Genomic DNA, 25,104 nt, shown 5'->3' with positions numbered 1-25,104 from the left:
TTAAAAATGATGCCAATGAGGTAAAGGCGTAATGATTTAACGTGTGTCAAATATCGATACTTGGCATTATAGGATATGGGCTGATCAGCCTACTCATACTGAAAAGTATTGAATGTATTACTGAAAAGGAAACTGGTACAACGTCGGGATTTTTTTGATATTTTTCATGGATATCTAACTAAAAGATGCCCGGTATTCAAGCGGTGAAACATTCGTTTTTGTCTTAAATAATTTATTGAATGACTGGGGATATTCAAAGCCTAGACGGTACGCAATTTCACTGACAGAAAGATTGGTCGTTGCCAGAATATTTTTGGCCACTTCTATCAATTTGTTATGGATATGTTGTTGCGTACTCTGGCCGGTTATCGTCCGCAACATATCGCTTAAATAGTTCGATGATACGTTCAGTTGATCGGCAAAATACTGAACTGTCGGCATTCCCAATTCCTGTATTTTATTGCCTGAAAAATATTCATCAAGCAAGGCTTGCATTTTGGTAAGCACATCACTGCTGGCCGTTTTGCGTGTAAGGAACTGCCGATTGTAGTAACGGTTGGAATAATTGAGCAAAAGCTCGATCTGTGAAACCATTACATCCTGACTGAACTGATCGATGGAATGGTTATATTCCCGCTCGATATTCTTAAAAATTTCAATGAGCATCTTTTCCTCTTCATCGGAAAGATGCAGTGCCTCATTTACTGCGTATGAGAAGAAGGTGTATTTTTTTATGTTTTTCCCTACCGTATAATTCCTGATGAGGTCGGGATGGAAGACAAGCAGCCAGCCGTCTGGCATTGCATTTCCGATTGGAGTGGAGGATGATACAATCTGTCCTGGTTCCATAAATACCAGAACCCCCTCATTAAAATCATAATAGTTCTGTCCATACCTGAATTTACAGTCAATACACCGCTTCATGGAAACTGTATAAAAATTCGCAACGATGTTGGTGGCCTCCTTCTTCACTGAAGGATTGATATCAGCACAATTGATCAGGCTAACCAGGGGATGCTTTGGTTTTGGCATCCCCATAATTTTATGCAATTCTGAAACTGAATTGATGATCAGGAATTTATTATCTTTACTGCTCATTTTAGCTGAAATTATAAGTTACCCCGGTCAGTTCCTCTGAAACTTCCCACAATCTCCTTGCCAGATCCCTGTCATAGGATTTGTCGCTCGATCTTACCAATTCCGGATATCCACGCATTTCACGCATTTTTGTAGGTCCAAAATATTCACCACCTTTTACGTTTGAGTCTGCTGCTGCCCTTAATATCGGCAAGGTACCAATCTCAACTTTTTGTGCCAATATATTAGCGAAAATTACCTGGATAAAAAAGCCGGTGTGTCTTGCCAGATTGGTCTTTGTATAACCAGGATGGGCTGCTGCCACCGTTGCATTGATGTTATGAGCTTTCAGCTTTCTATCCAGTTCATAAGCAAATAACAGGTTTGCCAGCTTGCTCTGTGCGTAGGCAATTTGTTTATTGTAACCCTTGTCGAAATTCAGGTCATCGAAATGGATATCCGGTTTTCCCGTTTTAAGCTTGTGTATAAGACTGGACTGAATTGCAATACGGGCATTCGGTGTGTTTTTTACAATATCGAGCAGCAAACCTGTCAACAAAAAATGACCTAAGTGGTTTGTACCGAACTGAAGTTCAAACCCCTCCCTTGTCAGTTCGTGGTTTACCGGTGTCATTACACCTGCGTTTTGTATATAGATATCTAATTTTGAATATTTCTTATGAAACTCTTCCGAAAATTGATGTATCGAAGCAAAGTCGGATAGATCCAGTCGCATAAGATCTAACCTGGCATTAGGATTTTCTTTTTTGATTTTGGAAACAGCTTCTTTGCCGCTTGCCATATTACGGGCGGTCATGATTACGTGAGCGCCTTTTCCACTCAATACTTTAGCAGCTTCCAGACCAAGCCCGCTGTTTGCTCCCGTGATTAAAATAGTTTTTCCTGTTTGTGAAGGAATATTATCTGCATTCCAGTTTTGTGATGACATTCTTAATTGCTTTTAATAACGATACAAAGGTCAATCAATCCTGTATCTTTATGATATCCAAATCTCAGATTGATGTATCCTAATCACGGATTTCACCAAGTATGCAATCTTTTAACAGTTTATTATGTATCCAAGGCGCAAGGCTGCTGTGTCAGCTTTTCCCACAAGTAATTCCGTTCTTCCTGCGGTATCATAGAGTATTTTGTGAAGAAAACCCGCCAATCCCAACAGGTACATGGGAGGAAAACGTGAGGAAGATTATTATGAAATGATGGTCCTTTATCGTAGTGACTGAAGTCAGATAGGGGTACAACTGCAAACGCCTACTACTATAGAGCATTTACGCGAAATACTTAAGTTAGCCAATTATGTAGAGCTTATTTGATGACTATTGGAGATAAAATGTCTGAAAGCCCGCGATATATTACTTCACCAGTGATAATCTTCCGTTTGTTCAAAGCATTTGAACATAAATGTTTTTTAGTTGAATTCAATTGACACCTATGTATATAAATAACCTGGTAATTTCTAAAGAAAGAAAATTCTTTTTAGAAGACGGAGAAAATAAAATTGACTACTCAAAATTCGCAGCATTTATCGCCAATTCGGACGAATGCAGGTGGGCAGAAGATACCGAAAAAGGCAGAGAAATATTACAGCAAATTGATGAGTTTTCAGCGGCCATCAGAGCGCAGATATTAGATGACCATCAAAAGAAAAAGGCATATGCATTTATGGAGGGTGAAACAGGCGAATATGAAATGAGTATCCGCTATTGTAATGACAGAAGTCAGATAGCTGTGGAAATGGAAAGACAAAGGCCTGCCGTTTTGAGGCATCTGCTGAAGTTATGGAAGCTGGCCGATTAGAAACACAAGGTGGGATTGCAACATTACAGAATATTGATAAATTTCCAGAATCGCACAGACAGAATATAATAGATAAGCTGAATAAGAAACAGGCATTGGTGGATTATAACTTTGAGGAAGGGTATCATGAATTGATGATCTTCTATCATGAGGATGCCGGGGATATCAGTATCGAAATTCAAAAACCTACTACTATAGAACATTTGAGGGAATTATTACATCTTGCCAATTATGTTGGCGCTAAATTAATGATAATGGAGGAGGATATCGTCATAGATGATAGTATTATTGAGGACCTGGAGTAAGTGAAATTGTAAGAAAAGAAGAAATATATATTTTCCGGAAGATGATCAGCGGGAATTAAAGCACCTAGTTGAATATCACATTTTTAAGTTCATACAGGAACTTTAAATGTTTGGGAAATAAGTTCGGGAATTGTCCGACCGGGATCACTGTAAAAGAAATCAAAGCCGCTTAAATCCAATGATTTAAGCGGCTTTTCCATTTTTGCCATTAAAAGGTAAATCATACAAAACGAATCTAAAAGGATACACAAAACAGTTCTACTTTAAGTGTATTTGAAAAAATGAATTGTTAGATCTATAATCTAACTGCCATTAGATTACTGGTCACAGGCATTAGTTTTAGTTAGTTATTCAAACTTTATTACTTAACCTAATAATCTGTCTAGCATGAAACACTCTAATGGATTTTACATTAGTGCAATCGTCTGTATTGCCTCTTTAACCCTCTTCTTCTCCTCCTGCTCCAAGAAAGACACGGCATTGAACGACCCATCACCAGCTCCTACAGTAGAAGAAATGACGACCTACCTGGCCAATCAGGGATTTGACCGACAGCATATTGTCTTCGAAAAAGATCGTGTTATTATTGAAGATGACATTATCATCACCATTTCCGACCTTAAACTGCGTGTTGCGGACTCGAAAACAGGGCCTAAAACAGAACAACGACGCGGCCCTTACATTGTAGGTAATGCCTACAACACCAACATCAAGTTTTACCTTGAGCCCACCATCCCTCCTGTTTGGAGAACAGCCATCGAAGGTGCGGTAAGCAACTGGAACGCCGTGAATGGCACCCGATTGGGAATGTCTATTGTATCCTCGGCTACAAGCGCCAACACCCGGGTTTTCATGGGTTATGAAGATGCCAACTGGATCGCGAGAGCCTACCTCCCAGCATCAGATACCAAACCAGGGGTAACTGTTGAAATTAATTCCAAGTATAATACTCTTTCTGCTACTCAGCAGCTGTTTGCCATCACCCATGAATTTGGTCATACAATAGGCTTCCATCATACCAACCAGACCAACGGTACATTAATACCAGGAACGCCGAATTCAGACCCTAACTCCGTGATGAATTCAACCGTGCTGCCATGGAATGGATTTACAACATGGGATATCCTTGCTACACAGATATTATATCCGCAATAAGTAGTAGTATAGGGAGATTTGGAGCGAACAACTTATCCTAATAGTACGGGGAGCGGCCAACCACTCCCCGTATCGATATTAAATGCATTACCCTTTATACTAGTTGTTCAGCTTCTCTCCTGTTATACCTTCTTTCCCGTTTTTTTAAACGCTGTTGGACTTATTCCATGATACCTTTTAAAAGTACGGTTTAGATGACTTTCGTCCGTAAAGCTAAGTTCATAGGCAATTTCACTCATGCGCATATCACTGTGCAGTAGTCTGGTTTCCACCAATCTGATTTTGTAATGAGTAATATAGCTCTGAAGGGTTTCTCCGGTTTGCTTCTTAAAATATCTGCCCAAATAATTTGTTGAAATATTAAAATGACGGCTTAAATTCTCTGTTTTAAGTTTCCTGGGTTCAAAAATATTAAGTTGTATATAATTCAATATTTCCAAAATAGGCTCACCGGTGTTCTCCTTTATATTCTTGGGCAATTTTAACGCAATATTTCTTGCCACAACTGTAATGATGGTACTAATAATCTGTTCTGAAATGCGAGTATGATAGATCTGTTGCCTGGTCTGTTCATCAAGGATAGCATTCACCAGTGAAAATATTAAAGGTTTATCCGTTTTATTCTTTAAGATACACCCCGGCCTGTGGCTGGCATTTTGTAAAATGTAGGCCACATGCGTCACCGTATCCTGATCCTTCCCCGATTTTTCTCTAATATAGGATTCATTAAATCTTAAAAAAAAGAAACTGGTCTTTTGGTCAATATCAAAAGAGTAAATGTCCTTGGGAGTTAATAGAAATAAATTTCCCTTCCGATAATTAAACTGGTGGTTATTGACAACCTGTACGCCAGTTCCTTCCATCACATAGATAAGCTCAAAGAAATTATTGCGTTTCAAAGGTTTTTCAAAACGCTGTAACTCCTTCCATTCGATTTCATATTGCTGATGTAAAGTATCTCGCCCCATGTTATAAAAATACAAAATTAGCGTAACAATGTACAACTGAAACAACCATCGCCTTGTATATTTTTGCTAATACAAATTATAACAAAAATGAAAATCTTAATAGTTGGCGCAGGTGGCGCTATAGGCAAGATAGTTACAGCAGCATTAAAAGAGCATGAAGTCATCACGGTGGGAAGAAACACCGGGACTATTATGGCAGATATCTCTTCAGAAACTGCCGTGGAAAATCTATTTAAACAAGTATCAAATATTGATGCAGTTATTTGTACTGCAGGCGATAGTGCTACAGATAACCTGTCGGCCATGAATAAAGCGCAATTCATGGTTGGTATTCAGCAGAAGCTATGGCCACAGATAAACCTGGTACTTGCCGGTATGCAGTATCTGAATGATAATGGTTCGTTTACACTTATATCCGGAAAAATGGGTGAGCTTCCAGTTAAAGGGTCGTCGGGAAAAGCATTTGTCAATGGAGCCATCAATAGCTTTGTAATGGCTGCTGCACAGGAAATGCCCAGAGGAATAAGACTAAATGTAATCAGCCCTTCTAAAGTTTCGGATATTGGTGGAGATGAATTAACGGAGGCGTATGTAAGATGTCTTGAAACAGCGATAAATGGGAAAATTATAAGAATAGGTTATAACAATAAACGCTAATTCAAAATGAAGAACATTGTATATCTCGTCTTTTTGATATCCTTCTCTTTTGCACAGGGACAAAATAATAAAGGAATATCAGTGAATAAGCACCAGCAGCAATTTTGGGGCACCTGGTCGCTGGTCTCCGTTGAAAATATAAGTGCTGATGGCAGTAAAACGACTCCTTATGGCGAAGATCCTGTAGGAATGCTCCTCTTTACAAAGGAAGGATCGTACGCGATTCAGATATTAAAAGCTAATCGAAGTAAAGTTCTAGCCAATGATAAAGATAAAGCCACAGCGGAAGAAAATGCGGCGTTAGTGCGTGGAAATAATGCTCATTTTGGAACCTATACTGTTGATGAGAACAACCAGGTAATTGTATTCAGTATCCAACATGCTTTTTATCCAAATTGGGAGGGGACTACGCAAGTGCGTACTTATTCATTGAAAAATAATGTGCTGACGTATACGGTAACTACACCCACAAATGGAGGAGCTGCGGTGGCGAAAGTTGTATGGAGGAAGAATTAGTCGAAGCATCGCTGTACCAGCAAGGTCACAGCTAAGCGGAAAGTCTAAAGACTTCTGCTTTTTTTCCGCCAAGATATTCCGTACTTTCGCCACCCAGCAGCGCTCTTGCTGCCTAATTTACCTGAAGCTTTTTATATTCTTGTTGCATGCCTGCTTTCAATTTTCCCGTATTTTGCCTGTATCTGTTAGCCGGACTTCTCAGTGTCACCATCATCGACACCGTCGGCTCCATACTTTCCAGAAAACTGCAATTCAAATATTCGTACCTCAGCATCCTCTCTTTTGTAGTATATTTTTTCATGGGGTATCTCGTTATACAACGATTTAACGTGGAGATCGTCATTGCAATAAGTGCATTATTAGGCATATATGACGGTACTGTGGGACTTTGGCTCTCCATAAAACTAAATGCCAATACAGGCTATGATAAGGAAAAAGTGGCACGGTTAGCGGGCTTCAATACCGCCTTTATAGCGATGGTAATATCCCTCATATTGGGAGTTACCGGTTCCGCATTTAAATAAACACCATTACAAAACAAACAGATGAAAATAATCGACAAACTCGCCTGGATAGAAATCAACAACAAATCTATCTTATCTACCAGATCCTACGGGAAACAAAACTTCTATATCCCCGGAGGTAAAAGAGATCCAGGAGAAAATGATGAACAGGCATTATGCCGTGAAGTATTAGAAGAACTGAATGTTACGTTAGACACGGATACGCTGAAATATGTAGGTACCTTTGAAGCGCAAGCAGATAGTCACCCTGATGGCGTGATAGTGAAAATGACCTGCTACATGGCACGTTACAACGGAACCTTACAACCCGCTTCAGAAATAGAGGAATTTACCTGGTTGAAATATGCCGATAAAGATAAAATCTCTGCTGTAGATAAGTTGATCTTCGACTTCCTGAAAGATCAGGATTTGATTGACTAACAAGTATAATCACTCCTACATGAAAAAAGCGCAATACTTTTGCCCGTAAAAGTATCGCGCTTTTCTCAACCCGCTTCTGCTACTGCTTTACGGGCAACATATTGTTCACATCCACTGGAAAGCTGTCGTACTTATTATATAGCTGGAGATACTTCGCAGGATCTACAGGTTGTTCGCTGAGAATGTCCACCAGTCCACGAAAGAAGCCTTCCCTTTTCTCCGCCGGATTAAAAATGAGCGTGAGAACAACTTCCTCATCCGTATCATTGGCAAAACCATGAGGGGTAAAACGAGGTACGTATACCACTGATCCCACTTCCATTTGATGAGAATCCTCTCCGGCATAAACTGTAAGCACACCTTTATTCACCATAAAGGTTTCGTCCATAAACCGATGGTAATGCAACCTGGCGCCGATCGTATGTGGTGGCAGTGTGATCTCATATACTCCCAGGTGACTGTTCGACATCTCGCTGGTTACTTTAAAAACAAAAGATGCAGCCCCCATTGATAAACGCTCTCCTGCTCCAGGATGATGTATGGTGGCTTTATTGACAAGTTGATCTTCCAGATAATCTATCGTCTTCATAAATTATTATTTTTATGAAGACAAAATTCCATCTTGCCGGCCATAAAAACATTTACATATGTTGAGGTTTTAGAAAATACGGCCCGCAGTTCACCACCCCATTTTCATGCGTGAACCATCTTGAAAAACAGACAAGCACGCATCTATATTTATTCATTAAAAAGCAGTTAAAAAGCAATTAAAATAGGATTAAACAAGGGTACAAAGTAGTTCGGACTACTGCTATTCTACTACCTGTAACAACGTGGGTGCGGATTTTAAAATATTTTTTTCATGATAAAGAAAGCTGTAATATTGGCAAACAAATCACAATACAAATCCAAACGCTGAGCCATAATCTTTAAGCAAATCTGAGTAACCCACATCTCAAATCAAACATATCGAAAAGTCTATCCCAGACATGATCATGATCTTACCTGCAGGTAAGTAATCACTACTTCTATGTCTTATTTAGTCCGTGTATACTTCAACGTTAGCAATAAAAAGCAGCGATAGTAAAGGCTATTTTTCATGCAGCCGTTGTTGCAATCTAAATCCAAAACCCAAAATCTCACCCGATGAAAAGTCAAGTATTCTTATTCCTGCTCTGCCTGGTGGCAAGTGCCCTCATCACTTCATGCCAGAAAAATAACAATCAAGGCAGCGCCGACAAACCCGGTATTTCAAATCAAGTATTATCACAAATTAAAGCAAAAGGTTTCAGTACCAGCAACGTACACGTCGTAAATGGAGGCTATCTCGTAGAAGGAGATATATTCCTTAGCACTAAAGACCTTAGCCAGAAAGGCCTAACTAATAAAGTGAGAGTAGCCAAAACAGAACAGTATTCCACCAATAACCTTGTAGGTGGGCTACCACGCGTGATCACAGTCACTGTATCCAATCTGGGAACTGCCTTTGTTCAAGGTACCGACCTGGCCATCCAACGCTACAATGCATTGGGCCTGCGTATCCAGTTCCAACGCATTACCAGCGGCGCCGCGGATATCACCATCCAGGGCTTTTATCAAGGTCCTAGCGGCGGCTACATCACCCTCGGGTCATCCGGATTTCCTACAGATGGCGGAGACCCATATAACCTGGTACAGATGAATACCCATCCGGATGCTTACGGCAGCAACCCAAATGTACAATACGTAGGATCTGTTATCCAACATGAAATAGGCCACTGCATAGGCATGCGTCATACCGATTATATGGACCGTTCCTATAGCTGCGGCGGAGATCCCGTTGATGAAGGCGATGGCGGCGTTGGAGCAGTTTATCTGCCTGGCACCCCTAGTGGGCCGGATGCCGACTCCTGGATGCTGGCCTGCTCCAATGGCGGTAACCGTACCTTTAATGCCAATGATATCATTGCATTAAACTATCTCTATCAATAACCCTTTGCCAACAGAATGCATGAAAAATAAAAAAGGTTACACCGGTCCAAGTACTGGTGTAACCTTTAATACATATCGCTATTGAAGAAGACTGCCTCCTTTTTATTCGACAGACATTTTCAGGAAGATGATTAAATTTACCTGAATTACAACAATGCTACAGACCCAAATTATATGCATAAACTTTTAATAATACTGGGAGCGCCCAATGACCACCTGGGCAATCTGTCGGCAATAGCCAAAGACAGGTTAACCTGCGCCCATGATTTTTACAATGCCAACAACGATTTTAAAATTATCTGTACCGGCGGATTTGGACAACATTTCAATACCACCGAAAAGCCTCACTATGATTATGCCCAGGCGTTTTTAATGCACAAAGGCATTCCTGCAACGGCCTTCCTGAATGGCGCGGCTTCCGCCAATACCATAGAGGATTTTCAAATGACCAGGGATGCTGTACTGGCACAGCAACCCGATATACTGGCGATTATCACTTCCGACTTCCATATCCCCAGAGCCAGGGTGTTATACCATAAAATCATCAATCATCCCAGTGTTGTATTTATCCCGGCATCGTCCACTTTAACAGAAGCGCAACTCGCCCCCATTATGGAACATGAGGTACAGGCGGTGAAAAGGCTACAGGAAAAGTAGACCCGGTAACGCATAAACGAAAATGAGTTCACCTTAAACCCACAGATTGTCTACCTATGCGAGGTTACACCAGGAGGATACTCCCGGCGAAACTATTCTTGCTTAACTACAATTGATCGCTATTCGCGTTATTTCATATATTCGCGCGATCAAATACCCAATTCAATACGAATCACCTATGAAAATGCTAAAAATGCAGGGTTGCATCCTTACTGGTGCAGTGGCTATGCTGAGCCTATTTAGTTGCAGTAAAAAAGATGACAAAAATCCACCTACCACCCAAGCGCAAAAATATGTCAGTTCTATTTCCTACCTGTATGGTCCCAAAAATGCCATAGAGAGGAATTACTCGTTCCGCTACGATACCCTTAAACATGTGACTAAAGGTACCCGGTATATGTATAGTCCCTGGAATGATATAGTTTATACTAACGAGGGTGTTTATACAGACGGAAAATTATCCAGTATCAAAGGATCAAATAGCAACGATGTTTTGTACACAAAAAAATTTGAATACAGCGCAAACAACATTACTGTAATCAGATGGTTCGATGTCAGTAATCAGCTGTTTCAGGTAGACTCGCTATTTTATGATGGCAAATCCCAACCGCAAAGAATATATACCTATAGGAGCGACGATCACATTAATTTGTACCTGTTTGAGAAACAAACTGGAGAATACAATAATAACGGCAATATGGTAGCCTTCAAATCCGATACCCTTGATATCAATTCCGGCAAGTATGTAACTTACCTAAAGGAGGATTTCGTTTATGATGACCACCCCTCCTATTTTACACCCGGTATCCTCCCTTTTATGAATGAAGTAAAACTGCCAATGTATTCAAAAAACAATCCCAGAGAGGCTACCCAATACTGGGGTATCAATATGAGCGGAACCACCCTTGGAGGCATCCTGATTAACTATGATAAAGAAGGCTATCCAAATTACCAGCTTGGGAATGTCTTCTATATAGGCAGCGGATATAACGTTGCACTGGAATACGCAATATTTTAGATCCTTCAGCAATAGCTTCCGGAGTGCTGCTTACTCACGGCCTGAAGCAGTACTGATCCTGTTATTCGCGATTGCAGTCATCTCTAATGGGTAAAACCCATACGCAAAAGTCCTCCTGGACATACTTTCCAGGAGGACTTTTTCATTTACGTATAATCGTTTCAGTTATTTAATATCGATCTTCATTAACTCCGCCGCTTCTGTATCTTCATACTTTGCAATTAATGCGGATAACTGCTTTTTCAGTTGAGCGGTAATGTTCTCATATCCTTTTTTGCCATATACGTTATTCATCTCCGACTTATCCTTCTCCAGGTCAAACAGCTCCCAAGCCTCTACGCGTTCATAGTACCTAATCAGTTTGTAGCGCTGGGTCCTGATCCCAAACTGCGGCGATACTTTATGGACTGTATTCTCATAGTAATGATAATACATCGCATCTCTGCCTTTTTGTTTCGTGTGTTTCAGCAATGGCAGCATGGATTCGCCCTGCATATCGGCCGGAATCTTTACGCCTGCCGCTGCCAGCACTGTTGGCGCAATATCCAGGTTCATCACGAAGTTATTATTTACAGTTCCTGGTTTTAATACGCCCGGATAACGCATTAACATCGGCGTTCTGAATGACTCCTCATACATCCAGCGTTTATCAAACCAACCATGTTCTCCCAAATAAAAGCCCTGATCAGACAAGTATATAACGATGGTATTGTTGGTTAAATGGTGCTGATCCAGGTAATCCAGGGTACGGTTAATGTTACGGTCCAATGCAGCGGCCGTACTCAGGTAATCCCGCATATAACGTTGATATTTCCACTCTGTGAGCGCGTTGCCAGCAAGATTTCCTGCCACCAGCTCTTTATGAATAGCCTGGTAATAAGCGTCAAAACGCGCCCTCTGCGCAGGGTTCATACGATTGACATTACCATCTTTATTTTCTTCTTCCTCAGAACGATACATTTTCAAATCAGATCCCATTGTCATGGTTTGGGCAATAGTCATATCCTGTACAGCAGCGGCCTTCCTGGTATTGTAGTCGTCATAGAAATTAGCGGGCAGCGGAAACTTAATATGATCGTATCTCCCTAAATCACAGGTATCAGGTAACCATTCCCGATGAGTAGCTTTATGACCTATTACCAAACAAAAAGGTTTGCTCGTATCACGGTGGTCCATCCAGTTTTCTGCCAGGTCTTCTATAATATTGCTGGCATACCCCTGAATCCTCGTTTTCGAGCTATCCATGCGGATAAAATCAGGATTGTAGTATTGTCCCTGCCCCGGTAAAATTTGCCAGAAGCTAAATCCCTGCGGCTGTGTTTCCAGATGCCACTTCCCTATCCATGCTGTCTGGTATCCGCTTTTAGTCAATTCTTTTATGAAAGAACCCTGGGAGCCATCGAAGCGGGAATGATCATTATCTTTAAAGCCATTTTTATGAGAATATTTCCCTGTCAGGATCACTGCTCTACTCGGCCCACAAATGGAATTGGTGACATAGGCACGATCAAACCTTACTCCTTCATGCGCAATTCTGTCTATCCCAGGGGTTTGTATTAATTTGTTGCCATAAGCGCTGATGGCCTGATAGGCGTGATCATCCGAAACGATAATAATCACATTGGGTCTTTGCTGCGCCCCGGCAGTGGCGGAAACTGCCAGAAAAAAAATCCCGGCCATCCAATTTCTTATGCTCATTGTTTCCTGTTTTAAAAGTCGAAAAATAGGGCGTTTTTTTTATAAAGCCAAAGGACGTCTCCGGCGATCAGAGACGTCCTTTATAAGCTGTCAGCCATTTACTATTTGCTAATACCCTGTATTCTGCTGCAACACTGCGCCTGTATTCTGCGTGATTTCCGTAGCAGGAATTGGCCACAGGTTATGGAATGGTTCAATCGTGAGGCCCGACTTAGGATTATACCTTTTATCACGATCATATAACAGACCTAACCTCGTCAGCGTTACTGCACGGAACTCTTCCAGGTACAACTCACGTAACCTTTCATCCAGGATGTAATCGATATTCATTTCGCCGGCAGTGGCAGGAGTGGCTTGCGCCCTGTTGCGCAGTACATTTATATCATCTGCGGCCTTTTGCAGCTCTCCATTGCCCAGATAAGCCTCTGCTCTCAGCAGGTAGGTTTCTGCCAGGCGAGCCATGTACTTCTGCATAAATAAGCGGGAAGCGCCATTCAACAGGAATCCGCCGAAAGGATTGGTTACATTGGTTAATATGGCCGGACCTGCCGCGGAGACGAAATCCCCTGCTGATGGAGAAGTTTTTCTAATCACCGGATAAAAATTACGGATGGTATCTCTGTAGTCTGCCGGTTGCACTTTAGCCTTATAGCCATCCTTCACATACCATTTTCCATAGTCCGGAGAATTGGCCGGCACCCCCGAAATCTGGATATCTCTTACAATATTATACGCAGAATTACGGATATCGCCAGGCGTCCAGATCTCATAGAAGAAATGGGACGTAGGCCGTATCCAGCCTATTCCATTGGAGGATACGCTGTCTACGAATTTGGCGTTATACAAAATAGCCATCTTCGTTTTTGTAGTGGATTCTACAATCCTAACCCCTGTTAAACTCGGCACTACCGCCCAGGCAGTCTGATCGCCGATAGAGGCAGAGTTGTTCAGCGCCGTTTGTAATACCAGCAGTCCTTCATGGTTACCAGTGCTATAGTTCTGATTATTGTACTCAAACAAATCCCTGTATACATCACCAGGAAGATTCGCCCTTCTGCCAAACCTACCGGTCATCAATGATAAGCCAGGGAAGTTGATGACGTCAGATGCACTGGCAATAGCCCCAGGGTAGTCTTTCAGCGAAATGAGCACTTCGGTGAGTACATGTTTTGCAATTTGTTTGTTGACAGTTCCATCCGGAACCTGGCTAATATCAGACAATAAGCTGATGGCCTGCAACAGGTCTTTTTTACACTGGAGATATACGTCATTCCTGGATGCCCGGGTATAATCATATCGTGGCGCAGCCAACTCATTCAGTTCAACAGGCACTCCACCAAAGAGATTGGCCAATACGTTATAAGAGTAGGCTCTGAAAAACAAGGCCTGTCCCATAAAGTTACTTTTATCGGCATCACTCAGCTGGTTGGGCTTATTCAGCTCACTGATGATTAAATTCGCATTGCTGATGATCTTGTAATATGCCGTCCAGATTCCCTGTGGAATAAAATAACTGGGCACCATAGTGGCCTTATAAGCATTTAATTTTGCGGCCGGGTCATAATCCGTTCCGTTATAGGCAAAGTCGGTAGCATAATACAATCCGAAATATGTATCCAGGTTGATATTTCCCATATAAATATTCCTGACGCCATTATACAGGTTATTGGTGGCCTGTTGGTATTGCGTGGCATTCTGCAAGGAATTCTCCGGAGTATAGATGGAAAGCGGATCTTCATCCAGAAAGCTTTTGCTACAGGAAGAAAACACAGCACTGATACCTAGCAGATATATGATGATTCCTTTTTTCATTTCTTAAAATTTACGGGTGAAAGCATTAAAATGTCACATTTACGCCCAGTGAATAATTCTTCATAACCGGATAACCATTCTGATCCAAACCCAGACCTCCCGGCATTCTCCAACCCAGGGAGGAACGCTGCGAAGCCGGAGGATTGGATTCAGGGTCCCATCCATCCCATTTGGTGATGGTCAGCAGGTTTTGCGCATTCAGGTATATACTGGCTGCTTTTACCACTTTCAGCCGATTCAGCAAGCCTTCGGGCAACATATAGGTAAGCGTAACATCCTGTAACCGTATAAAGCTCCTGGACATATAAGGCCCAAAGTTTTCGCCCAGTGTGGCCACATAGGCTGCGATGCTTCTGTAACGGGCATTAGGATTATTAGGCGTCCAGTAGTCGTACACAAAGCCATTGTTATTGCGGATATTATCCGGATTCTGCAACATGATTCCCGGCGCTCCCAGGTATCCATTCTTACCCCCCTGAATGGTATTGATAAAGAACTTCAACTGGAATGCTTTGTACTGGAAGTTATTGGAGATACCCATGCTGTAAGAAGGATCGAGTCTGCCCAGTATTTGCTTATCATCCGGCGTGATCACGCCATCTCCGTTTCTGTCTTCAATTTTATACTGACCTGCTTTGAAACCCTGTGCAGCGAGACTGGCAGGAATCTGGTCGCCTGTCTGGTACATACCTGTAATCTTATAATCATATACTACGCCGTAAGGCTGACCGATAAAGTAGCTTAAAATAGGGTCTGCGCCATTAATCAGGTTATTCTTGGTACCATCAATATCCAGTACCTTATTTCTGTTCCGGAAGAAATTAGCGGTTACTTCCCATTTGAAGTTTTTATTACTAACGGGTACGCCCGTAATATTCAGCTCCTGTCCTCTGTTCTGGATCTTGCCGATATTGATCAGGAAACTGTTGAAACCCGTGATAGTAGGCGTAGCTCTGGAGTTCAGGAGGTTAACTGAATTGGAAAAATACAGGTCCAGTGAACCAAACAACCGATTGTTGAAAAAGGAAAAGTCGACCCCTGTATTAAATGAATGAGTGGTTTCCCAACGCAAACTGGTATTGGGCAGCTGACTGAGGAAAGACCCCAACTGTGCGCCACCGGAGCTACCATACAAGTAACCATTCGCCAATCCCACATTCATCTGGGCTAACGTTTGATAACGGCCTACGGTCCTGTTACCGGTGGAACCATACGACAGCCGCAGTTTCAGGTCATCGATAAAACTCACTGATTTAAGAAACTGCTCTTCTTTCATTCGCCATGCAAAGGCAACAGAAGGGAATGTTGCCCATTTATTCTGTGCAGAGAAGCCAGAAAAACCATCCCGTCTGAATGTACCAGTCAGTATATATTTCTTGTCAAATGAATAGGAAAGCCGGGCCATCTGGTACAATGCCTGCTCCTTCCATGGGAGTACCAGCAGATCGTTGGATACAGTGAGTCGCGCAGGATCTCCTACATCCAATCGATTGTAAGATAATACCCCATTAGTGATACCACCTGCAGAAGTACTCATACCGTCATGTTGATTTCTTTCGGCGCCATACAACAAGGTGAGATCAACGCCATGTTTTCCAAAATCCCGTTTATAGGTCAGAATGTTGTCCAGCGTCACGAAGTAATCCGTCATATAGGTTTTATAAGCGGTAGCCTCCACCGTTGGTGCGTTATAGTTAAACCTGTTGGTATATATATAGTTGTTGCCGAAATTGACCCGGTAATTCAGTCCCTTGATATACGGAATATCCACGCTAACGAAAAAGTTACCGATTAAATTGAGGTTCCGGTCGAAGTCCCTCGACCTTCTGAGTACTTCCAATGCCGTAGGCGTAGTGGTTTGCGCATAAAACTCTAACATCTTCCCAGTCGTAGGATCGAAAGGCAGCGTATAGGGTTTCAGCAGCATGATATCAGAAAAAGTGGGAGAAACGCCACTATAGTCATTGATGGATAAACCTGTTTGGGCGCCTACGGTGATCCAGTCCGCGGGTTTGGCCTCTACATTGAGGCGGATACTATTCCTGCGGTAGGTATCATTCATAATGAGGTTGATCTGATCAAAGTAGCCGTAGCCGAGATAGAAACGGATTTTCTTTGAACGGCCACTCAGCCCTATGTTGTGGTTCATAATTCGGGGGCGACTATTCGTCATCAGTTTCCACCAGTTAGCTTCATATCCTTTTTTATAGTTATCGCCTTCGATGCCGGGCATTTTCGTAGTGGGGTCCCAGTTAGGATTCATTTTCGTAGGGTCGTTGGGATCGCGACTTTCAGATAGGTACCAGTCGCCCAACTTCTGTACATATTGTGCGCCAGTGGCCGGACGCATACTTTTTTTCGTCATGTCCTGAATAGAATAGGACCCGCTGTAATCCACTGTAAGCTTATCATTCGCGCCTGCTCCACTTTTGGTGGTGACCAGTACCACGCCATTAGATGCCTGTGAGCCATATACAGCTGCAGCGCTGGCGTCTTTTAACAGATCAATACTGGCGATATCAGAAGGATTGATGGAAGTGAGCGATCCTCTGTAGATAAGGCCGTCTACCACGATCAACGGGGAAGTAGTGCCGGAGATAGAATTCCTGCCACGTACCATCAAGGTCGGATCTGTACCCGCTTTGTTTACCTGCCCCACCGTAAGACCAGGCACCGTTCCTCTTAGGGAAGACATGACGTTTGCATTGGGAGATTGTTTTTGTACCTGCAAGTCTGCTTTCGCTACTGCGCCAGTAACATCTTGTTTTTTCCTGGTACCATATCCTATAACCACCACACTACTCAGTTCACTCACCGTAGACGACATGACGAACGATAACAATGGCGTATGCCCTGTCCCAATTTTATAACCGGTAAATGATTTTGCATCATAACCAATCATACTCACATTGAAAGTGTAACTAGCTGTTGGCAAATTTCTGAATACAAATTTTCCGACACTGTCCGAGATGGCAATATTTACTCGTTTGCCATTGGCCGTAGCTTCAATAGTGGCGCCGGGCAGCGGTCCGCCACTCTGATCAGTTACTATACCGTTGACATTACTGGTATTCTGACCATAGATGTTCCCCCATACTGTGCAAAGTAGCAGCAGCAGGGTAATGGTAATTCTCCCTATACTTCTCATAAAACGATTTTTTGGGTGTTGGTTTCCTGTAGATCAATTAATGTAAAGTTGTAGTGGCAACGCGCTGTATGATGCGCTGCTTTGCGATAGGCTTCATTTTTTTTCATAATGCGGTTTTTAAACGTGAATCGATATTGGTCGTGGATTAATGCAAACGATTGCAGTAAGTGTTAAAAAAATAGTCCTCCCAGCGAAATCATTGATAGTTTATTCACTTGGTCAGAATTGGGTGCGCACTATTTCCTTTTCTTCGGTAAAATGTTAGGATACCATTTAACTGTTGGCTTAATTTTCAGCAGTACACAGTTTTGGTTGATACGTCTATCCTACGATACAGGCATATCGGTTGCATGTCGAACTTGTTGGTTGTATCATCGACCTGTATATTTATAGGACAGTAACAGGAAGTTACAGCATTAATATATTCGTCTGAAGCAAATCTTCGCAACAGATAAAATAATATCAGTAAATGCTTAATTTATATTTAAATCAGGCGGAGTGGAAGATTTCGGGAGACGACATCTATGCGGAACAAACATCGCTCATTCAATTAACTGGCGAGGGCAGCCGTACACGTATCTTCCGATATTATTATTTTTAACGTATATGCATTCGCGTTATCTTTAAGAAGAGTCCTTTTCCATTGGTTCTCTCAGGCATATAACAGATGAGGTTGAATTTGACCCGGCCAGTCACTCATCAGCATCTGCTGTTTCAGCACATGGATGAAATCAGGTAATGTAGTATCAAAGAGCGTTTCCGCATGTTGTATTCCAGACAAAAGATCCAAGTGTTTTGTACCGGCCGGATTGACATGTGTAGGATAAGTAGCCCATTGGAAACTATCCGGATGCAGGAATTTGATAATTCTAATCAGCAGCCAGCCGGTGGCTACTGGCAGAAAGGAGGCAGGATCTGTTGCATGAATCATTACGCCGTTGCAGGCTTGTCCTGCGAATTTACCTTCCGTTGGGGTAAAGGCTATCGGGCGGGCATATACGTTTTTTGATATAGCCGGAATCATATCATTAAACAGTTCGGCAGTGGCTGCCGCTTGCAACCAGGGCGCTCCGGCAATGCGAAAAGGAACCGCGGTGCCTCTCCCCTCACTGCAATTGGTCGCTTCCAGGAAACAAAGCCCGGGATATAACAACGCCGATTCAAAACCAGGTATGGCCGGCGACAATGGCACAAATGAAGGATTCCAGTCGGCATAAAACAAACGCCGCTGCCAATTGATGCAGGGAATCACTGCCAACTCGCAGTTTATTCCTCTGGTACTATTAAAATAACGAGCCAGTTCCCCCAGCGTGCAACTATGTTTAACAGGAACAGACCAGCGGCCAATAAAGCTGCTGCAATGCGCTTCATCCAGCAACGGGCCCTCTGCTAAGGCCAGATTGCCCGATAAGGGATTCGGCCTGTCAGCAATGATAAAAGGCGTTTTAAAAGCAGCACAAGCCTCCAGCACATGCGACATCGTCCATAAATAGGTATAAAACCGGCAGCCAACATCCGGGATATCAAAGAGCATGACGTCAATATCCGAGAGATCTTCCTGGGAAGGCCCCAGTTTATCGCCATATAAACTGATGACGGGTAACTGGGTAAGTTTATCAATGGTGTTATACATCGCATGACCATCCGCGCCAGTAGTGTCCAGCCCATGCTCAGGAGAGAACAGTTTCACTACATTAAATCCCGCCTGTAATAACGCTAACCGCGATGGCACAAATCGATTCGTAGTAGCCGCATGATTGGTTACCAGGCCAATACGCTTGCTGCGCCAGAGCGGCGGCTGCGCCAAAAGTACATCGATGCCAAATTGTATGTTATGCATGGTGGTCAATAGTGGAATATGTAAGGAACGTTCCCACAAAATACAAATTTATCTTTTTCAATGCCTGCAACCCGAAATGGAAACACCCCGCCTTTGCCATTCATGGCAGTAAATAGTATCTTCACCTTCCTATAATTTGCCTATGGAAAAATTACTAACTTTTAAGCGGTTCCATACTGCCGGGCAGGCCGCCGAAATTATTACGCTCCTGAAAGCGCATCAAATCCCTGTAGATTATGAAGAAGAAATGGTTCTTGATAAAGTATATACCGGCCAGAACTTTGATCAGCGCCACCTGGTGAAAATTCCTGCTGATTATTTCTCTCAGGCAGATAAGCTACTGAAAAGTGAGATGAAGGTTTCGCTGGATGATGTGGAGCCGGATTATTACCTGTTATCCTTTTCCACGGAGGAATTGAAAGAGATCATCCATAAAAAGGATGAATGGGGCGATTACGATTATGTCCTCGCTTTACAGCTGCTGGAAAAGCAAGGTATTACCTACTCTGCTGAACAATTGGATACCCTTGGAAATGACAGGATAGAAACCCTGTCTACCCCGCAGGACCTGCCCAAATTATGGCAAGCAGTGGGATTCCTCTCTCCTTTACTACTACTGCTCGCCTTTATTCCTTTTATTCATTACTTCGCTTTCCTGGGAATCTTTATAGGAGCATTTGTCAGGCTGACTAAAAAAACTTTACCAGATGGCAGCCGCATTCATGCTTTTTCTGAAAAAACCCGTGAACAAGGTAAATGGATGCTGCTCACTGGTCCGGTGTTGATTGTGATATGCCTGACCATTCTTCTTAAAGTAATTTTCTAGTAATTCAATACATGACAACAGGCGCTATATAATACATCAAAGGAAAGTGATCCAGTGTATATTATATTAAGCGGCCGGACAATTGTCCGGCCGCCATTGAATTACCCTACATTATTGCGCGATTCCAGGAGCAGTCCAAAGGGTGTCCTGGGCTTTTGTCCAATTAGTATCCTGCGCTCTTGTCCAATTAGTATCCTGTGCCTTCTGCAGAGGATTAGCGCTCAGGTTAGCAATGGTGATCCGTTGTAATGAAAGGTTCCGTTTGTGTTTCAGGGTGTTCTTCTTCATAAAAGATAGATTTTGACGCAAGTTATCCGGCGATCATGCAGCCTGTATGCATCCATCTTTTTTTGCGGAAAAAATTTATTTGTCGCCAGGCATACGGTCTGTCTGCCCTTTCTTTCTGTTCAAACGACAGACTACATTTCCGGTATATATTACGCCCATCTGCTGGGAGCGCGAGTAAAGTGAATACTCGGCAACATCCATTTCCTGTAGGTAAATATTAGAGTTGAAAATATTGTTGACGCTGAAGGAAACAGACATCCTGTCTCCCAATATATCTTTGGAAAGTCCGATATTCGCCCGGTAGGAGTCGGCCACCGTTACTTGTACTTCCTGCCGTCTGCCGCGGTAGGTAAGGCTTCCGTCGATATTGACAATTTTGGGGAAACGCATACTGGAACGCAACGTAGTAAACCAGGTGGTATTATCTGCCGCATAGGAGATCCCGGCATACGTTCCTCGTTGAGAGAAACCATACCCATTTATATCCCACGACAATCGCCACCAAGTAAACGGATTGTAAGTGGTCGTCATCTCAAATCCATAGCGATTTTCAGTACCCATGTTGGCCCATGTTTTTACAAAGTTACCATCCGCTTGCGGTTCTATCACAGCGCCAAAATAGTTCGTCGTATACTGATAATAAATACCCGGATTGATACTGAGCTTCCCCGCTTTCTTCAACAATGCCAGTTCCACCACATGAGTATACATAGGGTCCATATTGGCATTTCCCCGTTGCAGGAAACGCTGATCAGACAAGCCGGCAAAGGTATTCAGCTGCCAGAATTGAGGCCGGTTAATCCGCCTGCTGTAACTCGCCTGTAAACTCAAGTCATTTTTAAACCCATACTGCAGGTGAAGCGTTGGAAAGAGATTGATATATTGCTTATGCTTATTGACCGTCTGTTCCCGGTCGCTGATATGAATTTGAGATAACTCGCTGCGCAGGCCCAACTGGGCATCCAGCTTTTGCCATTTGCGGCTGTACTGCGTATAGGCGGCATAAATATTCTCATCATAGAATAATTTATTATTGTTATCATCCAGTAATTTCCCATCCTGCGCGGCGGAATATTCACTACGTATAGCCCGCCACTGCCCACGGATACCCATATCCAACTGACCCTTTTTCAAAGGAAGTTTATAATCGCTCTGCAAATAAATATCTTTACTGCTTTCCAAATCCCGGGTGATCAGGTTAACCGGTGTGGTACCCGATTGCTGGATATCCTGGTTTTCATCGTCATGCCAGAAATCATACTGCAGGTACGTGGTCCATTTCCTGCCTGGCTGCTTAAAGGTTCTGGTATAGTTCAGTTCCACTTCATTAAACAACTGGGGCTCCCTGTACTTCTCAAACCTGCTGATTGCGCTATCCTGCGTACCTTGCACATTGAAATAATTATAGAGATAGCTGTTGGCATCATGATTCCGTACTTTTGAACCATAGTAGCTGGCCGTAATCGTATTTTGATCATTCAGATAGACATCGGTACCCAGATAAAGATTCATATTATCGAAATGGAGGTTGGACTGATTGGTTTGCCGGAGCTCATTGTACGGCTTTTTGTTCGTCCGGATAATGTCTTCCACAAACAATAACTTTTTGTCCCGGTAACCCATATTTGCAAAAACATTGAACAGTTTGGTTTTATAGCTGGCGTTCACATTAAGACTATTATTCAGCGGACTGGAAAGGCCCGCCTGTACTGCGGCATTGAATCCCTGCGACGCATTTTTCTTCAACACAATATTGATAATCCCTGCACTTCCCTGAGCTTCATATGCCGCCGAAGGATTCGTAATGACCTCTATTTTCTCAATGTTTGCTGCCGGGATCTGGGCTAAGCCATTGTTTTGTGTCAGCATGGAAGGCTTTCCATTGATCAGAATTTTTACGTTCTTGTTATCGCGCAGGGCCACATTCCCTTGCATATCCACGCTCACAGAAGGCACATTATTGAGTATATCATTGGCATTGCCGCCTCTGGACACAATATCCTTACCCACATTAAAAATCTTTTTATCTGTTCTTAACTCCAGGGTAGACTTCTCCCCTTGCACCTGTACCGTCGAGAGTTGTCTTACATTATCGGTTAGTTTAATATTACCGAGACCCGTGTCTTTCACCAGGCGAATGGTACGCACCATCGGCGAATAATTAAAAGCCCTTATCTGGAGGGAATAATCTCCTCCAGGTAAATTCATGGAGAAATCGCCGCTGGCATTTGCCAGGGTGTGGAACTTCCTGGTGGAATCCTGTTGCGATTGCACCATTATATTCGCGCCGACGACCGCCTCATTTGTAGTGGCAGCCATGATCCGGCCTTTGAGAACATAGGTCTGACTGAATGCGGTGAAGGAAATAGCCCAACAGCATAACATCAATAATATCGGTTTCATTTTAACTGAGTTTGTGCAAATGTGTAAGTTTACACAAAGCCATTTTTTACCCGTCGACGAAAACCCGCTCGCAGGATACAGACAGTATCATCACTGCCAACCAAACAGTTGAACAGCGCAAAGTACATTTTCATATGCGGAAGGAGCCATTTCGTCGCCGGACGGGTTACCATGATATAAAGTTTCCTACATTTACCATTATGCCATTAGTTGAAAGATTTCTACAATTCACCCACAGATACAGGTTCCTGACGCATCTCACCTATTGGTCAGGGGCCTATATGTTGTCCTTATCAGAGAATTACAGTGATAAGGACCAGACTTATGGATTCCAGGGCGAGATGGTCAATACGGCCTTCTTTCTCGGCTATGCTACAATCACTGCCTATTTTCTGGCATATTTCGTATTACCACGGGTCTTTACGGGAAAACAGTATCTCAAAACTTTTTTCTCTTCTATCGTAATGCTGTACATCATTATGGTGGTCTCCCGGATTGTCACTATTTACATAGAAGAGCCGCTGATTCGACCCAGGCCATTCGAGCAGGAATCAATACCGGAGATACTGACGGATGTACATTTCCTGTTTCTTCATTATTTCCTGCATGCATTTTCATATGCCTCTGTATTCATATTCATTAAATTGCTGAAAGACCAGTACCTCATTAATAAAAAAGCGCTGGACCTGGAGAAACAAAAGGCAGATATGGAGTTGATGGCACTGAAAGCGCAGCTGAATCCGCATTTCCTCTTCAATACGCTGAATAATATCTATTCCTTATCCATCATGCAATCCCCACAAACATCTCCCTCTATTGCCCGTTTATCGGCCATTTTGGATACATTGCTGTATCGCTCCGGGGATATGTTTGTACCCGTATCCCAGGAAATTGCCTTACTACAGAATTATATTGAACTGGAAAAGCTGCGTTATGATGAGCGACTGATTATTTCCTTCGAATACCAGGTACAGCGGGATGTAGTCATCGCACCACTGATATTATTATCGCTGGCGGAAAATGCTTTCAAGCATGGCGCGGGCGAGGATACCGGATCTCCTGAAATTCAGATGAAGCTGACGCAATTTCAGGATAAATTTACCTTTGAAATCAGCAATACATTCAAAATAAAAGTAGATCAACAGTTAGGGATAGGGCTGGAAAATATCCGCAAACAACTACAATTGCTTTACCCGGAAACGCATACATTTGAAACCACAGTAGCACAGCGCGTATTCACCGCAAAACTGGAGCTCTGTTTAAATCAGCAGTAGTGAAGATAAAATGCCTAATTGTAGACGATGAGCCGCTGGCCATAGCCCTACTGGAGAATCATATCAGTCAGTTAAGTACGCTTGAAGTAGTGGGTACCTGCGCTAATGCTTTACAAGCGGCACAGGAACTGCGTACCAAACAGGTAGACCTGCTTTTCCTGGATATAAAAATGCCACAGATCACAGGCATCGAATTTCTCAAAACCCTGCGACATCCGCCGGCAGTCATTTTCACCACTGCCTACCGGGAATATGCACTGGAAGGCTATGAACTGGATATCGTGGATTACCTGCTAAAGCCAATTACTTTTGAGCGGTTCTTTAAAGCGGTGGAGCGTTATTATTCCCGCTTCTCGCCTAAAGAAACCCTGGCTGGCGCCCTTAATCATTTGCCACCAGAAGATTACATCTTCCTGAAAACCGGCAATAAGTTCCATAAAATTGCTACAAAAGATATTCTCTATATAGAAAGCGTGAAAGACTATGTAGCCCTTCACCGGACGGATGGCTCCACTTTCACGGCGAAATATAAAATCAGCGATTTAGAGGAGGAATTGCAAGGCAAACGCTTCCTGCGGATACATCGTTCTTTTTTGGTAAATCTGACCAAGGTAACCGCCTTTACTTTACAGGATATAGAAATAGGACCACAGGAATTGCCTATTGGCAACAGTTACCGGGAGCTTGTTTTTAAAGTGCTGAAAGAAGGGCTGTAATTGAAAACAGATG

Annotated in this window: 23 protein-coding genes; 13 read left to right on the top strand and 10 right to left on the bottom strand. The window is 42.8% G+C overall.

The genetic code is table 11. The features are described from left to right. Positions 1-174 precede the first annotated feature (174 nt). Positions 175-1,050 carry a helix-turn-helix domain-containing protein gene (locus tag CLV59_RS21690; protein ID WP_245950919.1) on the bottom strand — a complete coding sequence of 292 codons (876 nt, stop codon included), beginning with the start codon at positions 1,048-1,050 and terminating at the stop codon, positions 175-177. 49 nt (positions 1,051-1,099) lie between these two features. Further along, complete coding sequence (locus CLV59_RS21685; protein ID WP_111594170.1) at positions 1,100-2,026, bottom strand: oxidoreductase; 927 nt, start codon at positions 2,024-2,026, stop codon at positions 1,100-1,102. A gap of 503 nt (positions 2,027-2,529) precedes the next feature. On the opposite strand from CLV59_RS21685, the gene CLV59_RS21680 reads away from it, so the two are divergent. The 3 genes from CLV59_RS21680 to CLV59_RS21670 all read left to right on the top strand — a co-directional run bounded on the left by CLV59_RS21680 (position 2,530) and on the right by CLV59_RS21670 (position 4,355). Next, positions 2,530-2,895, top strand: coding sequence for a hypothetical protein (locus CLV59_RS21680; RefSeq protein WP_111594169.1), 366 nt, complete (start codon positions 2,530-2,532; stop codon positions 2,893-2,895). After that, positions 2,877-3,200, top strand: a complete 324-nt coding sequence (locus CLV59_RS21675; protein WP_111594168.1) for a hypothetical protein — start codon at positions 2,877-2,879, stop codon at positions 3,198-3,200. The genes CLV59_RS21680 and CLV59_RS21675 overlap by 19 nt, the downstream gene beginning before the upstream one ends. A gap of 387 nt (positions 3,201-3,587) precedes the next feature. After that, the gene (locus tag CLV59_RS21670) at positions 3,588-4,355 is read left to right on the top strand and encodes a M57 family metalloprotease (RefSeq protein ID WP_111594167.1); all 768 of its coding nucleotides are present in this window, start codon (positions 3,588-3,590) and stop codon (positions 4,353-4,355) included. A gap of 122 nt (positions 4,356-4,477) precedes the next feature. Here CLV59_RS21670 and CLV59_RS21665 read toward each other — a convergent pair whose 3' ends face one another. Then, positions 4,478-5,323, bottom strand: coding sequence for an AraC family transcriptional regulator (locus CLV59_RS21665; protein ID WP_111594166.1), 846 nt, complete (start codon positions 5,321-5,323; stop codon positions 4,478-4,480). Between the two features lie 87 nt (positions 5,324-5,410). Between CLV59_RS21665 and CLV59_RS21660 the strand changes: the two genes are divergently transcribed. The 4 genes from CLV59_RS21660 to CLV59_RS21640 all read left to right on the top strand — a co-directional run bounded on the left by CLV59_RS21660 (position 5,411) and on the right by CLV59_RS21640 (position 7,440). Then, positions 5,411-5,980, top strand: a complete 570-nt coding sequence (locus CLV59_RS21660) for a short chain dehydrogenase (RefSeq protein ID WP_111594165.1) — start codon at positions 5,411-5,413, stop codon at positions 5,978-5,980. 6 nt (positions 5,981-5,986) lie between these two features. Then, positions 5,987-6,496, top strand: coding sequence for a lipocalin-like domain-containing protein (locus tag CLV59_RS21655; RefSeq protein ID WP_111594164.1), 510 nt, complete (start codon positions 5,987-5,989; stop codon positions 6,494-6,496). Positions 6,497-6,642: 146 nt separating this feature from the next. Beyond that, a complete protein-coding gene (locus tag CLV59_RS28805) occupies positions 6,643-7,020 on the top strand; it encodes a hypothetical protein (protein ID WP_146616271.1) in 378 nt (125 codons plus the stop codon). A gap of 21 nt (positions 7,021-7,041) precedes the next feature. Then, positions 7,042-7,440 (top strand): NUDIX hydrolase, encoded by a 399-nt coding sequence (locus CLV59_RS21640; RefSeq protein WP_111594161.1) that lies wholly within the window; start codon positions 7,042-7,044, stop codon positions 7,438-7,440. Between the two features lie 79 nt (positions 7,441-7,519). Here the strand turns inward: CLV59_RS21640 and CLV59_RS21635 are convergent, their stop codons facing one another. Continuing rightward, positions 7,520-8,029, bottom strand: a complete 510-nt coding sequence (locus CLV59_RS21635; protein WP_111594160.1) for a cupin domain-containing protein — start codon at positions 8,027-8,029, stop codon at positions 7,520-7,522. A gap of 557 nt (positions 8,030-8,586) precedes the next feature. Here CLV59_RS21635 and CLV59_RS21630 point away from each other — a divergent pair. The 3 genes from CLV59_RS21630 (at position 8,587) to CLV59_RS21620 (ending at position 11,086) form a co-directional block, all read left to right on the top strand. Next, the gene (locus CLV59_RS21630; protein ID WP_111594159.1) at positions 8,587-9,411 is read left to right on the top strand and encodes a M57 family metalloprotease; all 825 of its coding nucleotides are present in this window, start codon (positions 8,587-8,589) and stop codon (positions 9,409-9,411) included. Between the two features lie 174 nt (positions 9,412-9,585). Then, the gene (locus tag CLV59_RS21625) at positions 9,586-10,068 is read left to right on the top strand and encodes a YdcF family protein (protein ID WP_111594158.1); all 483 of its coding nucleotides are present in this window, start codon (positions 9,586-9,588) and stop codon (positions 10,066-10,068) included. 178 nt (positions 10,069-10,246) lie between these two features. Next, positions 10,247-11,086, top strand: a complete 840-nt coding sequence (locus tag CLV59_RS21620) for a hypothetical protein (RefSeq protein ID WP_146616270.1) — start codon at positions 10,247-10,249, stop codon at positions 11,084-11,086. 165 nt (positions 11,087-11,251) lie between these two features. On the opposite strand, the gene CLV59_RS21615 is transcribed toward CLV59_RS21620, so the two are convergent. The 4 genes from CLV59_RS21615 to CLV59_RS21600 form a co-directional block, all read right to left on the bottom strand. Continuing rightward, complete coding sequence (locus tag CLV59_RS21615; RefSeq protein ID WP_245950918.1) at positions 11,252-12,784, bottom strand: sulfatase family protein; 1,533 nt, start codon at positions 12,782-12,784, stop codon at positions 11,252-11,254. Positions 12,785-12,892: 108 nt separating this feature from the next. Beyond that, the gene (locus tag CLV59_RS21610; protein ID WP_111594155.1) at positions 12,893-14,596 is read right to left on the bottom strand and encodes a RagB/SusD family nutrient uptake outer membrane protein; all 1,704 of its coding nucleotides are present in this window, start codon (positions 14,594-14,596) and stop codon (positions 12,893-12,895) included. Positions 14,597-14,621: 25 nt separating this feature from the next. Continuing rightward, a complete protein-coding gene (locus CLV59_RS21605) occupies positions 14,622-17,744 on the bottom strand; it encodes a SusC/RagA family TonB-linked outer membrane protein (protein WP_111594154.1) in 3,123 nt (1,040 codons plus the stop codon). A 652-nt stretch (positions 17,745-18,396) separates the two neighbouring features. Continuing rightward, positions 18,397-19,623: an exo-beta-N-acetylmuramidase NamZ family protein gene (locus tag CLV59_RS21600; RefSeq protein ID WP_245950917.1), complete on the bottom strand. Its 1,227-nt coding sequence runs from the start codon at positions 19,621-19,623 to the stop codon at positions 18,397-18,399. Positions 19,624-19,726: 103 nt separating this feature from the next. On the opposite strand from CLV59_RS21600, the gene CLV59_RS21595 reads away from it, so the two are divergent. After that, on the top strand, positions 19,727-20,410 hold the full coding sequence (locus CLV59_RS21595; RefSeq protein WP_111594153.1) for a hypothetical protein: 684 nt from the start codon (positions 19,727-19,729) through the stop codon (positions 20,408-20,410). A 111-nt stretch (positions 20,411-20,521) separates the two neighbouring features. On the opposite strand, the gene CLV59_RS28985 is transcribed toward CLV59_RS21595, so the two are convergent. Beyond that, a complete protein-coding gene (locus CLV59_RS28985; protein WP_170137860.1) occupies positions 20,522-20,698 on the bottom strand; it encodes a hypothetical protein in 177 nt (58 codons plus the stop codon). Between the two features lie 75 nt (positions 20,699-20,773). After that, positions 20,774-23,101, bottom strand: coding sequence for a TonB-dependent receptor domain-containing protein (locus CLV59_RS21590; RefSeq protein ID WP_111594152.1), 2,328 nt, complete (start codon positions 23,099-23,101; stop codon positions 20,774-20,776). A 200-nt stretch (positions 23,102-23,301) separates the two neighbouring features. On the opposite strand from CLV59_RS21590, the gene CLV59_RS21585 reads away from it, so the two are divergent. Together CLV59_RS21585 and CLV59_RS21580 are read left to right on the top strand one after the other, a co-directional pair. After that, a complete protein-coding gene (locus CLV59_RS21585) occupies positions 23,302-24,375 on the top strand; it encodes a sensor histidine kinase (RefSeq protein WP_170137859.1) in 1,074 nt (357 codons plus the stop codon). Further along, a complete protein-coding gene (locus CLV59_RS21580) occupies positions 24,375-25,091 on the top strand; it encodes a LytR/AlgR family response regulator transcription factor (RefSeq protein WP_111594150.1) in 717 nt (238 codons plus the stop codon). The genes CLV59_RS21585 and CLV59_RS21580 overlap by 1 nt, the downstream gene beginning before the upstream one ends. Positions 25,092-25,104 lie beyond the last annotated feature (13 nt).

Source organism: Chitinophaga dinghuensis (assembly GCF_003259435.1).
GTDB lineage: Bacteria > Bacteroidota > Bacteroidia > Chitinophagales > Chitinophagaceae > Chitinophaga > Chitinophaga dinghuensis.
This window is presented reverse-complemented; position numbering and strand designations above follow the sequence as displayed.